Raw genomic sequence first — 12,841 nt, 5'->3', positions numbered from 1 at the left:
CTTGAAGCTCATAACAGGCCGTATATACGAGTGCAGTTTTATCCTGTTCACATCGCGCAAAGCTGGTTAAAAACAAAGTAAAACTATGTCACTAAACAACTTGCGTAATGTGAGGTGTCCATATATGTGCTCGAGCGGTTCGGAATGAGCTAGGAACCACCTGCGGAAGCTGAGCCACGCTCCGTATTTAACGGCTTAGTTTTATAGCTCCCTCAACGCCCCTCTTTTAGTAGCGAGCGCGCATTCGGAGTGTGGCCGGAGCTGTAGCGGAAGGCTTGGGCTAGGAAGAGTTCGGCGCAGGCGATAGCATCGTTTAGGGCGTGGTGGCCACTGAAGGCATCGAAGCCGTAACGCTCGCGGCAGGCTGCTAAAGTGAGCGAATCCGGTTTCAATGTTTTTGATTGCCGCTCCAATCGGCGGCGTTCGGCCCGCAAGGTACAATAAACGCCATCAGGATGCCAGCTCATGTTTGTTTGTTTTAACGCTTGCTGCAAAACCGCCGCATCGAATTGGGCGTTATGAGCAACAATAATCGCCCCCTCTGCGGCCTCAATAAAATCTTGTAGAACCTCTTCTAACGGCAAACCAGCTGCGATATCGCTTAGCGATAACTGATGAACAACTGCGCTTTGGGTTAACTCCAAATTCGTGTTAACCACCCGATACTCAGCTTCATTCAACATAATGCGCGGAGGCTGAATCGCCACCCACGCTAACGCCAACATGGCATCGCCTTTGGCATCTAGCCCGTTAGTTTCGATATCGATGGCTAACCATTTCGCTGAACGCCATGGCATTCGTAAATGCTGCCAATTGGCCATTTTTTCGAACATTACATGTTTCGCCCGAATTTAAATGAAACCCCTTGCTGGGCATCTTTAATGACTTTGAAGGCAGCTTTTAGTTGCCGCCGCTGCATGGTACTTAAAGCCTCTGGGTCTACCGAATTGGAAGGTATTTTAGAATCTTCTGTTCGATACATTTGCGCACTTAAACGCAAGCCAGTTAAAAATTGCCACGCTTCTAGAAGATTCTGGTTATCCCTGTTGCTTAGCGAACTCGTGCCCTTTAGTTGCTCTAACCGTGCTGGGGTTGATGGCACAGTGAGGCCGTTCGCCAAACTATATAAACGGACAATATCATTAAGAATAGCAACCGCTTGTTTTTTGATATCAATGTATTCGAAATCACCTTCGGTTTTGGTGCGAAAGCGATTGAACAAACCCAATGGCACGTTGAGCTCACCTATGTGCCGAGCTATGGCGGCGAGAAACATATCTTGTTTCGCTAACTTTGCTACATCTTCTCGATGTTGCCGATAAAGTTGGTGGCTGCCGGCAACCGGCCGGCTATCGAAAAATATCATGCAATGCATAATCGCTTTTGGGGTAGGTGAACGAATCCATTGCAAGAATTTTTCCCGCCATTCTAGGCGATTCTTCTGTAAATCCGGGTTCATTGCCATGATGTTGCCGGGGCAAAGGCGAATGCCACATTCCGCTAAACCTTCACAAACATACACCGACATATCAGCGAACCACTGCCGCTGGCCATCAGTGATTTCATCGGGCAACAGCAATGCGTTGTCTTGATCCGAACCTAAGGTTTGATCACCACGTGCTTGCGAGCCAAAAGCGAGCCAAACATAAGTGCATGGCGCGCTGCCGTGCTCTTGTTCGTACAAACGAATAAGTTTGCGGGTAATACCATCGGTAAGCGAGGTGAGTAGCCGGCCAACAATACCAATATCTTTTACGCGGCTCGCGAAGCTACGCAGGTAATCTGGAATTTTATTTGCTTCTTCGATCAGTGCTGTGCGGCTGTTAGCTTTAAATAACGCATTAATGAGGAGCACGGGTTCACTGCGCTGCTGCTGCATTAAATCAGTATTTGTAAGAACGCCGATTGGCACCTCGTTATCATCCAGTACGGGTAAGTGATGAATATTCGCTTGGCCCATGATGGTAAGGGCATCAAAAAGGCTATCACGGGCATGCACTATAGCGGGCATTGGTGTCATAACCGCGGCAACGGCAACATCGAAATTCACACCTACCGCCACAACACGATTACGTAAATCTCGATCGGTTAAAATACCGCGAAGTTGCTGCTCATCAACCACCAATAAGCAAGAAACACGTTCTGCGGCCATTAGCTGTGCTGCACTTCGAATGCTGGCGGTACTGGTAATTTGAATCGGTTTCCGTTCGATAACCGAGCCGATGGTTTTTTCGCTCCAATCGGCCCCTTGGCTCTTTCCCTGCTCCGACAATAAGCGTTGGCCGTGCGCGTTTACGAAATATCGCTCGAACGCTTGGCTTTGCCGCCGCAGTTCATTAAACGCGGTTTCCGGCCAAATCCAAATAATGCCATCGGCTATTACTTGCAATTTGTTGGTGATCGGGCGGCCGGTTAAGAGTGAAGGAAAACCGAATAAATCGCCGGGCTCTAAGCGATCCAGATGTTGGTTCTCTTTATCCACCAAATCATAGGCGCCGGAACGTACCAAATACAGTTGGTGGGTATCCGGTTGCATGATGTCGTGCCGGTTATCTTGGCACACATACATGGCCTGCATTTGCTCGGCCGCATACTGTAAATGCTCGGGGGGCAAACTATCAAACGGTGGCGTATTCGCCAAAAATTCGCGCGTATCCGCACTTACACTCGCCATCTCGCATCCCTTATTTAAGTGCCACAGAACATGGTGCCTGACACCATTTTCCCGTACCCAGTATTTAAGTGCCATAGAAAACGGTGCCTGACACCATTTTCTATGGTTCCTTTTTGCAGTTTACGTGAAAAAAAGCCCCGGGCAATGCCGGGGCTTGTTGAGTTTTCACATGGTTGTATTTACCACTTCAAGATTAATGGCTGGTAGCCGCGCCAGCACCTTTCGGATACCGGATGGATTCTACCATTTCTTGAATTTCCTCTGGCGCATCTTTAGTGAACTTCAACACCACTAAAGCTACAACAAAGTTCAGAATCATGCCCACGGTGCCAATCCCTTCTGGTGAAATACCGAACAACCAGTTTTCTGGCGTATCTGCCGCTGGGTTCACGAAGCGGAAGTAAATAATGTAGCTCAAGGTGAACACAATACCTACAACCATACCGGCAATGGCGCCTGCACTATTCATGCGTTTATGGAAGATACCCATAATGATGGCTGGGAAGAACGAGGCCGCAGCCAAACCGAACGCGAAGGCGACCACCTGTGCCACGAAGCCCGGTGGATTAATCCCAAAGTAAGCCCCAATGAGCACCGCCACACCGGCAGCAATACGCGCGTATAACAGTTCTTGCCTATCGGTAATATTAGGCATCAAGGTTCGCTTGAACAGATCGTGGGATACAGAGCTAGAAATAACCAATAACAAACCCGCTGAGGTTGATAATGCCGCGGCTACGCCACCTGCTGCTACCAAAGCCACAACCCAATTCGGTAAGCTGGCAATTTCTGGGCTGGCTAATACGATAATATCCGCATCAACGCTCATTTCATTGCGCTCATCGTTCGAGAAGAACATACGGCCATCTTCGTTATTATCTTCCCACTGAATAAGCCCAGTCTTCTCCCAAGTATCTACCCAGCTTGGCGCGTTTTCATACAACACCCCTTGCTGATCCGGCCCGTTCAAGGTGTTCAAAATGTTCACCTTAGTGATCGAAGCTATCGCCGGTGCAGTTGTATAAACCACAGCGATAAATACTAACGCCCAACCACCAGAGCGGCGCGCATCGCTTACTTTTGGTACGGTGAAGAAACGAATAATTACGTGTGGTAAACCTGCCGTACCCACCATTAACGCCATAGTAATGGCGAACACATCAATGCCGGATTTCGTACCCTCGGTATACTCGGCAAAGCCAAGTTGGGTAGAAAGGCCATCAAGGCGTTCTAGTAAATACATGCCAGAACCATCGGCTAAGGTTGCACCAAAGCCCGTTTGTGGCAAGAAATGCCCGGTCATTTGCAGCGTGATAAACACCGCTGGCACTGTATAGGCAAAAGCCAAAATACAATACTGAGCAACCTGGGTGTACGTGATGCCTTTCATGCCGCCTAGCAGCGTATAGAAATACACCATCGCCATACCGATAAGTACGCCAGTAGTAATATCCACTTCTAAGAAGCGGCTGAATACCACGCCAACACCACGCATTTGCCCAGCGATGTAGGTAAACGACACCAAGATCGCACAAATCACCGCTACCGTTCGTGCCGTTTGTGAGTAATAGCGATCACCAATGAAATCTGGCACGGTAAACTTACCAAACTTACGCAAATAAGGTGCTAAACAAAGTGCTAGCAGAACATAACCGCCGGTCCAGCCCATGAGGTAAACACTACCATCATAACCAAGAATCGAGATTAAACCTGCCATTGAAATGAAGGAGGCCGCAGACATCCAATCGGCTGCGGTTGCCATCCCATTGGCAACCGGGGGAACACCGCCGCCTGCTACGTAGAAATCGTTGGTAGAACCTGCACGTGCCCAAATCGCAATACCGATATACAAGGCAAAAGTTGCACCAACCACGATAAATGTGAGTGTTTTAATATCCATGGTTTATTCCTCTTCAACCTTGTATTTTCTATCGAGTTTGTTCATCTGCTTGATGTAGATGAAAATCAACACAATAAAAGTGTAAATTGCGCCTTGTTGTGCAAACCAAAAGCCCAACTTAAAGCCGAAGAAGGTGATGTTATTTAACACATCAACCAATATGATACCGAACCCAAAAGAAACCACGAACCATACCGTTAATAGCTTGAGCATTAACCTTAGGTTCTCTTTCCAATAGGCTTTGGCATGATCTTGCGATTCAAATGCCATACGTGTGTCCTCCAGTTGTTATTATGGGTGCCACCCAATTATTATTACTATCTAGGTGGTTCTTTCCAATGTACGGAAACAAGCATCGTAGAAGATAGGATTTTGCGAAATTGGACATTAGTCTAATACCCAAAATTAATACCTGTGCTTTACTTGTTTTATCACTGCCCGGCTGCCTTCACGTGGGGCTTAACTAAAGGCACAGAAAACGATACTCTGAGCACATCCTTTCGAGAAGAAGCGAACACCATGACCTGGATTTTAATTATTTCCGCCGTTGGCTATATTGCATTGCTATTTTTAATCGCGCTCTGGGGCGAGAAAAAAGGTAGCCTCGGTTACAAATTGAGCTTGCACCCCTGGGTTTATGGTTTATCGCTGGCGATTTATTGCACCACTTGGACATACTACGGCGCGGTAGGAAATGCCATTGATAGCGGTTGGAGCTTCTTGCCCATTCTGCTGGGGCCAATTCTTCTGTATATGTTTGGCATGCCGGTAGTGCGCAAGCTCGTTGCGGTGAGTAAGCAACAAAATACCACTTCTATTGCTGATTTTATTGCCTCCCGTTATGGCAAAAGCCACAAAATGGCTTTAGTTGTTACCATGATCGCCGCCGCGGCGGTGATTCCCTACATTGCCCTCCAGTTAAAAGCTGTGGGTATTAGCTTCAATGTACTTAGCCAACTCAGCCCAGAAGCGAGTAGCAACTCGTATAAGGAACTGGGGATCGCGGTGCTCATGGCCGCTTTTGCTATTGTGTTTGGCACTCGGCGGTTAGAAGTTACTGAATATCGCAGCGGTATGATGTTAGCAATTGCGTTTGAATCAACCATAAAACTCGTAGCCCTCTGCGGTGCCGCTATTTTTGCTTGGATTCTGTTTCGCAGCACTTCGGATGCCAGCTTCGCCAGCCACATTCAAAGCCTAAACCTCGATTCAGGCTGGACCTTTCGTGGGGCCATGACACCAGACTTTTTCATTCAACTGGCCATGGCGGCCGGGGCTATTTTATGTTTACCGCGGCAATTTCATGTTAGCGTGGTGGATAATGTGGATATAAACCACCTGAAAACCGCACGTTGGTTATTCCCGCTATACCTGTTACTCACCTCACTTGCGATAGCCGCAATTGCCGTGAGTGGTGTTGGCTTGTTGGGAAATAATGCCGGTCTTGCCGGTGATGGCTCGGTTTATCCGCTGTTAATTCCGTTTTTATATGGGCAAACATGGCTCGCTATTTTGGTGTACATCGGGGGTATATCGGCGGCAACCGCTATGGTAATTATCGCCACGCTCACCCTTAGCACCATGATCAGTAACGATGTAGTAATGCCCGTATGGCTTACCCGTGAAGGCCGAAAAATCCCCCAGCCACATCGATTTTCCCGCCGTTTAATTCGCGTTCGGCGACAGGCTATTTTGGCGGTATTGATGCTCGGTTGGGCTTGTTATCATTTATGGATGGCGCAGCTGAACCTTGTGAGTATCGGTTTGTTAGCCTTCTCTCTGGTGTTACAGCTGCTACCGGCAATTATTGGTGGTATGTATTGGCGCAAAGGCCATGCCCAGGGCGTATATATGGGGCTTATTGCCGGCTTATTGGGTTGGTTATTCGCGATTTTGCTACCACTTTCACAAGCCGATATTGCCTTAGCCGAACAAATAATAACTCGCGGTACAGTGATCAGCTTAGCCCTGAACGTGGCCGCCTACACCCTCTTCAGCTACCTTGCGGTACCGGCATTGGTGGATAAAATTCAAGCCACTGCCTTTGTAAAACCAAGAAAGAATGGCCAACCCATTACTGGCAATAGCAACCTACAAGAAACTCGTGTAGCCGATTTAGTGTTGCTCATGGAAACATTTCTAGGCAATGAGCGTTGCGAAGAGCTCGTAAAAGCCTACGAGCGGCACCAGCCGTTGAACCGCCAAGGCGTGGCTGATTTACAATTTACCGATTATGCGGAACGTGCCATTAGTGGTGTGCTCGGAGCCGCAACGGCGCGCTCTTTGGTAAATGCAGCGTTAGAAAATCGGCAGCTCAATCTTGAAGAAGTAGTGCACTTTTTCGATGACACTACCCAAGCATTGCAAGATCAGCAATCGATTATGTTCAGCTCTTTAGAGAACCTTGCTCAAGGTATCTCGGTGGTAGATAAGCACCTGCGATTAGTGGTTTGGAACCGGCGTTACCTAGAATTATTCGAATACCCCGATGGCATGGTACAGCCCGGCCGGCCTATTGCTGATCTCATCCGCTACAATGCTGAGCGCGGTGAATGTGGCGTAGGTGAGGTGGATGAATTAGTTGATAAGCGTTTGCGTTACATGCAACAGGGCTCGGCTCACCGCTTCATTCGCCGGCGCTCGGATGGCCGCGTAATTGAAATGATTGGCAAACCCTTACCCAATGGCGGTTTTGTTACCAGTTTTACCGACGTTACCGAACACATTGAAACTCAACAAGCGCTTGAAGATGCCAATATTGATCTAGAGGCGCGCATTCGCAGCCGCACTGATGAAGTTCGGGAGATAAACCGTGAGTTAACAGAAGAGATTGAGCGCCGCCGAGAAATTGAGGTGGCGCTGCAAGCTGCCAAAGCGGAAGCTGAGTTCGCCAATGCCAGTAAAACTCGGTTCTTAGCACTTGCAAGCCACGATATTTTGCAGCCACTCAACGCGGCGCGCTTATATCTTTCGGCAGTGGATCAGCAATCCTTAGGTCCGAAAAATCAAGGCTTGCTGCACAAGGTAGATAATGCTCTTGATTCCACCGAGCACTTGCTTTCCGCTTTACTTTCCATTGCTAAAATGGAACAGGGTGCTCTGCAACCGCAACTCAAGCATATTGATTTGAACACCATTCTCGGCCCGCTGGTGCCTGAGTATTCGGTATTGGCGGAGCAGCAGGATTTACAGTTTAAAGCGCGCTTACGAAACCTTACTGTGTACACTGATCCCACTTACTTGCGCCGCATTATTCAAAACTTTTTATCCAATGCCATTAAATACACTGAAAGTGGGAAGGTTTTGCTCACCGTACGCCAGCGGGGGCAATTTGCTGAGCTCGCGGTTTGGGATACCGGCCCTGGTATTCCTGAACAAAAGCACAATGAAGTATTTGAAGCCTTTATTCGCTTGCACCAAGGTTCGATTAGTGGTGTTGGTTTAGGGCTCAGTGTAGCCAAACGCATGGCGGAACAACTCGATTGCCCACTGGAGATTAAATCTGCATTGGGTAAAGGATCGCGCTTTTCGGTGCTCGTGCCATTGGGGCATGCAAGCCAAGTAATACCGCGCTCACGCCCCGAGCGTTCAAGCCAAGCCTATGATGGCTTAAAAGTGCTCTGCGTGGATGATGACCCAGAAAACTTAGCAGCACTGCAGGCACTGCTAAGTAAATGGAGCTGCCAAGCCATTCAATTTACTACGCCAAGTGAAGCCATTGCTTGGGCGCAAAGCAATCCCGCACCCGATGGTGCGCTGCTTGATTACCAACTAGGAGAGCACGGTGATGGCATTTCCCTTTGGCGTGCCTTGCAAGATATATGGCAAAACCCAGTACCCGGCGCACTAGTAACCGCTGTGCGCGAACCGGAAGTGAAAGCAGAAGCGCGTAACTTGGGTTTACAGTTTTTAGCTAAACCGGTAAAACCCGCTCAGCTCAAAGCTTTGATGCAACACATGCAGCGGCAAAAGGAAACACGATAATGCACAAGCAGCCAACACATCGCCAAGATTCAACAGCCGTTACCGAAGGCTGGGAAACTGAGCACAGCTTGCGAGCACTCGGTGATTTTTTTTATCGCGATGCAGAACCCACCGCGGTGCGAAACCCGCAGTGGATTGCCTTTAACCAGAGCCTTGCGGAACAATTAAATATTCCAGAAAAGATAAGGGATACCGATGAGGGTTTATTCATCTGGGCTGGGAACCACACCCCAGATTGGGCGAAGCCAGCGGCACTTGCTTATTCTGGCCATCAATTTGCTCATTTGAACCCGCAACTTGGCGATGGCCGCGCGCTGCTTCTTGCCGAAGTTCGCTCAGCTGATGGTAAGCTTTTCGATTTGCAACTCAAAGGTGCTGGCCGAACCCCTTTTAGCCGCGGCGGTGATGGCCGTTCTGCCATTGGCCCAGTGATGCGGGAATATCTTTTAAGCGAGAGCATGCAGGCACTTGGTGTACCTACTACCCGAGCACTAGCAGCGGTGGCCAGCGGCGAAATGGTGTTTCGTGAAGATGCAGTACCCGGCGCTATTTTTACCCGAGTAGCCAGCAGCCACATTCGCGTTGGCAGCTTTCAATTCGCACTTTTGCACGGCGGCGAAGATAAGGTTAAAGCGCTAGCGGATTACACCATTGCTCGCCACTTTTCGCACTTAGCGAAAATTGACGATAGCAAAACCCGATACCTTGGATTACTTACTCAGGTTGCTGAGCGGCAAGCCGAGTTAGTAAACCAGTGGCTGCGAATTGGCTTTATACATGGCGTAATGAATACGGATAACACATCGATTTGTGGCGAAACTATTGATTATGGCCCCGCTGCATTTCTGGATAGTTACAATCCAAATAAAGTATTTAGTTCTATTGATCGCCGCGGCCGCTATGCCTTTAATCAACAAATCGAGATTGCCAAGTGGAACCTTGCGCGTTTTGCCGAAACCTTATTGCCCCTGATTACCGGAGATACAGCCGGAGAGACTGATAAAGCTGAAGCTATTGAGCTCGCCACTCGTGTCCTTGACGATTACAGCGAGTATGCAAATGAACTATGGCTCACCACTATGGGTGCTAAATTGGGCATTCAGCATGTTACCAAAGCTGATTTAGCCTTAATTAACCAGTTCTTAGCTTTGTTGCACCAATATAATATTGATTACACCCAAGCGTTTTGGCAACTCGCCAATGAACTCAACTGTACGCAAAGCGCGAACAGCGGGCCGGAAAGCCCAACATCTTCGTTGTTTCTGAATGCTTCTGCCGCAGCGAACTCAGATTTTCAGCTATGGCGGCAAAGTTGGCTTGAGCGCTTAATTAGCAATGATACCAGCGCTGAACAGATGCAAACGAATATGCAGCAAGTGAATCCGGCAATTATTCCCCGCAATCATCGTATTGCCGAAGCAATTTTAGCGGTAGAGGAAAATGGTGATTTAACTCAGTTCAACGCGCTACTTAATGCCTGGCAGCACCCTTATGAAATGCCCCGCAGCGAAAGCGAGTTAGCGCTTTATCAGGGCCCCGCCAAAGGTGAGGAAGTTACCCGCACCTTTTGTGGCACTTAACTGGCGCTTAACTACCTAATTGCTACTTTGCTCGGGTGGGGAAAGTTGTAAACGTTCAGCTAGCAGCACGGCTTGGGTGCGGCTATACACGTTCAATTTACGGAAAATAGCCGTCATATGGGCTTTCACTGTGGCCTCGGTAATGCCCAGCTGGTAGGCAATTTGCTTATTCAGCAAACCTTCATGCACATAAAATAGCACCCGATATTGCTGCGGTGTTAAATCCGCAACTTTCTCAGCGAGCTCTTTATCTTCTTGGCTCACATCACCGATTTGCTCAGCCATACCCTCGGGTAGCCACTCATCGCCATCAAGAATACTGGCAATCGCATTGGCAATTTCCGCAGAGGCTAAAGATTTCGGGATAAAACCTAAGGCACCAAAGCCCATACACCGGCTAATAACTTGTTGATCCTCGGCACCGGAAATTACCGCTACAGGAAGTAGTGGATAATCTTTGCGGATCCGAATTAAGCCATACAAATCACCCGCACCTGGCATATGCAGATCGAGGAGAAGTAAATCTACGTCATCATCTTGATTTAAGGCATCGAGAGTGGAATCTAAGCTATCCGCTTCGCGAATTATTAGATCGGAAAAATGATTCGCGAGCGCCCCTTGCAGGGCCTCGCGAAATAATGGGTGATCGTCAGCGATTAGTAGTCGAGTCATAGCACTTTTACCGGAAGCGCTATCTAATCGCTTCCTATCCTTAACGGTTTAATCGATTCTCAATGAGTGAATCTACCACACTCGGATCCGCGAGCGTAGAGGTATCCCCTAAATTGCTGTAATCGTTTCCAGCTATTTTCCGCAGAATCCGGCGCATAATTTTACCTGAACGGGTTTTCGGCAAGCCTGGCGACCACTGAATATAATCTGGTGTAGCAATTGGGCTAAGTTCTTTCCGTACCCATTGCACCAAGGTTTTCTTCAGTTCATCGTTGGCTTCAACGCCATCCACCACGGTAACATATACATAGATACCTTGGCCCTTCAGATCATGGGGGTAACCCACTACAGCCGCTTCGGCAACACATTCATGAGCCACTAATGCACTCTCGATCTCAGCGGTGCCCAAGCGATGGCCAGAAACATTCAAGACATCATCAACACGGCCGGTAATCCAGAAATCACCGTCTTCGTCGCGGCGTGCGCCATCACCCGTAAAGTACACATTTTTATACGTACTAAAATAGGTTTGTTCAAAGCGCTCATGATCGCCCCACAGCGTGCGTGCCTGCCCCGGCCAAGAATCTTCGATAATTAAATTCCCTTCCGTGGCGCCTTGAAGCTCCTGCCCCTCGTTATCTACAAGCTTCGGCTTCACGCCGAAGAATGGCAGCATCGCCGAACCAGGCTTCATATCGGTAGCCGCAGGGAATGGCGCAATTAGAATACCGCCCGTTTCTGTTTGCCACCAAGTATCCACAATAGGGCAACGGCTATTACCGATAGTTTTGTAATACCACTCCCAAGCCTCTGGGTTAATGGGTTCGCCCACTGACCCCAAAATACGCAAAGTATCTCGTTTACTGCCTTTTGCCGCCGAATCCCCTTTCGCCATGAGGGCACGAATGGCCGTAGGTGCGGTATAGAGAATATTTACTTTGTGTTTATCTACCACTTTGCCGATACGCGAAACATCCGGATAAGTAGGCACGCCCTCAAACATAAGGGTTGTAGTACCGTTCGCCAGTGGCCCGTAAACAATGTAGCTATGGCCGGTTACCCAGCCCACATCGGCCGCGCACCAATACACATCATCTTCACGGATATCAAAAGTATACTCGTGAGTCATGGATGCATACACCATGTAACCGCCGGTGGTATGCACCACGCCCTTAGGTTGCCCTGTTGAGCCTGAGGTATACAAAATAAAGAGTGGATCTTCGGCGTTCATCACTTCGGCGGGGCAATCGGTATCACAATCACCAATCAGTTCATGCCACCAAACATCACGGCCATCTTGCATGTCGTAAGCAACATCCGTGTGTTTCAAGATCACCACATGCTCCACCGTTGGGCATGCATCATCACTCAGGGCTTCATCAACGTTCGGCTTTAAAGGAACGCCTTTGCCACCGCGGCGACCCTCATTGGAGGTGATCACCACTTTCGCACCGCAATCGTTAACACGATCGGCAATTGCATTGGGAGAAAAACCCGCGAAAATCACTGAATGCACTGCACCTAAACGCGCACAAGCAAGCATTGCATAAGCGGCTTCCGGCACCATTGGCATGTAAATCGCTACTCGATCACCTTTCTTCACACCCAGCTTTTTCAAACCATTAGCGAACTTCGCAACTTGCTCGTGCAGCTCACGAAAGGAAATTGATTTTTGTACATCAACTTCATCACCTTCCCAAATAATGGCGGTTTTATCGGCGCGCTCAGCCAGATGCCGATCTACGCAGTTATAACAGGCATTAAGCGTGCCATCGGCATACCACTGAATATCTATATTGCCGGGAGCGAAGCTTGTTTGCTTAACTTTACTGTAAGGGCTGAACCACGTGAGGCGCTCACCCTCTTTAGCCCAAAATGCTTCTGGGTTGCTTACTGAATCTTGATATTTGCTTGCATAAGTTTCTGGATTCAAACGCGCATCTGTTTTTACCGCGTCAGGCATTGGGTACACGTGTGCTGACATTTAGCTTTCCTCCTGAATTTTTCTTGTATGCATTTGTACTGATTTCG

8 protein-coding genes are annotated in these 12,841 nt (G+C 48.6%); 2 read left to right on the top strand and 6 right to left on the bottom strand.

Annotated features, from left to right (window positions below; all coding sequences use genetic code 11):
* Positions 1-212: 212 nt before the first annotated feature.
* From CWE08_RS03140 to CWE08_RS03125, 4 genes are all read right to left on the bottom strand, one after another.
* On the bottom strand, positions 213-833 hold the full coding sequence (locus CWE08_RS03140; protein WP_126765493.1) for a 3'-5' exonuclease: 621 nt from the start codon (positions 831-833) through the stop codon (positions 213-215).
* A complete protein-coding gene (locus CWE08_RS03135; RefSeq protein ID WP_126765491.1) occupies positions 833-2,674 on the bottom strand; it encodes a DUF294 nucleotidyltransferase-like domain-containing protein in 1,842 nt (613 codons plus the stop codon). Before CWE08_RS03135 ends, CWE08_RS03140 begins: the two co-directional genes overlap by 1 nt.
* Positions 2,675-2,867: 193 nt before the next feature.
* The gene (locus tag CWE08_RS03130) at positions 2,868-4,574 is read right to left on the bottom strand and encodes a sodium:solute symporter family protein (protein ID WP_126765489.1); all 1,707 of its coding nucleotides are present in this window, start codon (positions 4,572-4,574) and stop codon (positions 2,868-2,870) included.
* Positions 4,575-4,577: 3 nt separating this feature from the next.
* Positions 4,578-4,844 carry a DUF4212 domain-containing protein gene (locus tag CWE08_RS03125; protein WP_126765487.1) on the bottom strand — a complete coding sequence of 89 codons (267 nt, stop codon included), beginning with the start codon at positions 4,842-4,844 and terminating at the stop codon, positions 4,578-4,580.
* Positions 4,845-5,093: 249 nt separating this feature from the next.
* Between CWE08_RS03125 and CWE08_RS03120 the strand changes: the two genes are divergently transcribed.
* Positions 5,094-8,558: a PAS domain-containing hybrid sensor histidine kinase/response regulator gene (locus CWE08_RS03120; protein ID WP_126765485.1), complete on the top strand. Its 3,465-nt coding sequence runs from the start codon at positions 5,094-5,096 to the stop codon at positions 8,556-8,558.
* Positions 8,558-10,138, top strand: a complete 1,581-nt coding sequence (locus CWE08_RS03115) for a protein adenylyltransferase SelO (protein WP_126765483.1) — start codon at positions 8,558-8,560, stop codon at positions 10,136-10,138. Before CWE08_RS03120 ends, CWE08_RS03115 begins: the two co-directional genes overlap by 1 nt.
* A 15-nt stretch (positions 10,139-10,153) precedes the next feature.
* On the opposite strand, the gene CWE08_RS03110 is transcribed toward CWE08_RS03115, so the two are convergent.
* On the bottom strand, positions 10,154-10,810 hold the full coding sequence (locus CWE08_RS03110; protein ID WP_126765481.1) for a response regulator transcription factor: 657 nt from the start codon (positions 10,808-10,810) through the stop codon (positions 10,154-10,156).
* A 40-nt stretch (positions 10,811-10,850) separates the two neighbouring features.
* The gene (acs, locus tag CWE08_RS03105) at positions 10,851-12,794 is read right to left on the bottom strand and encodes an acetate--CoA ligase (RefSeq protein WP_126765479.1); all 1,944 of its coding nucleotides are present in this window, start codon (positions 12,792-12,794) and stop codon (positions 10,851-10,853) included.
* Positions 12,795-12,841: the final 47 nt, after the last annotated feature.

Source organism: Aliidiomarina iranensis, from assembly GCF_003987135.1.
Classification (GTDB): Bacteria; Pseudomonadota; Gammaproteobacteria; order Enterobacterales; family Alteromonadaceae; genus Aliidiomarina; species Aliidiomarina iranensis.
The sequence above is the reverse complement of the archived record's forward strand: the minus strand, read 5'-3'. Positions and strand labels throughout refer to the sequence as shown.

Bases quoted from the DNA above. Each gene is read 5' to 3' on its own strand.
- CWE08_RS03125 (WP_126765487.1), bottom strand. From the start codon at position 4,844: ATGGCATTTGAATCGCAAGATCATGCCAAAGCCTATTGGAAAGAGAAC.
- CWE08_RS03110 (WP_126765481.1), bottom strand. From the start codon at position 10,810: ATGACTCGACTACTAATCGCTGACGATCACCCATTATTTCGCGAGGCC.
- acs (WP_126765479.1), bottom strand. From the start codon at position 12,794: ATGTCAGCACACGTGTACCCAATGCCTGACGCGGTAAAAACAGATGCG.
- CWE08_RS03140 (WP_126765493.1), bottom strand. From the start codon at position 833: ATGTTCGAAAAAATGGCCAATTGGCAGCATTTACGAATGCCATGGCGT.
- CWE08_RS03135 (WP_126765491.1), bottom strand. From the start codon at position 2,674: ATGGCGAGTGTAAGTGCGGATACGCGCGAATTTTTGGCGAATACGCCA.
- CWE08_RS03130 (WP_126765489.1), bottom strand. From the start codon at position 4,574: ATGGATATTAAAACACTCACATTTATCGTGGTTGGTGCAACTTTTGCC.
- CWE08_RS03120 (WP_126765485.1), top strand. From the start codon at position 5,094: ATGACCTGGATTTTAATTATTTCCGCCGTTGGCTATATTGCATTGCTA.
- CWE08_RS03115 (WP_126765483.1), top strand. From the start codon at position 8,558: ATGCACAAGCAGCCAACACATCGCCAAGATTCAACAGCCGTTACCGAA.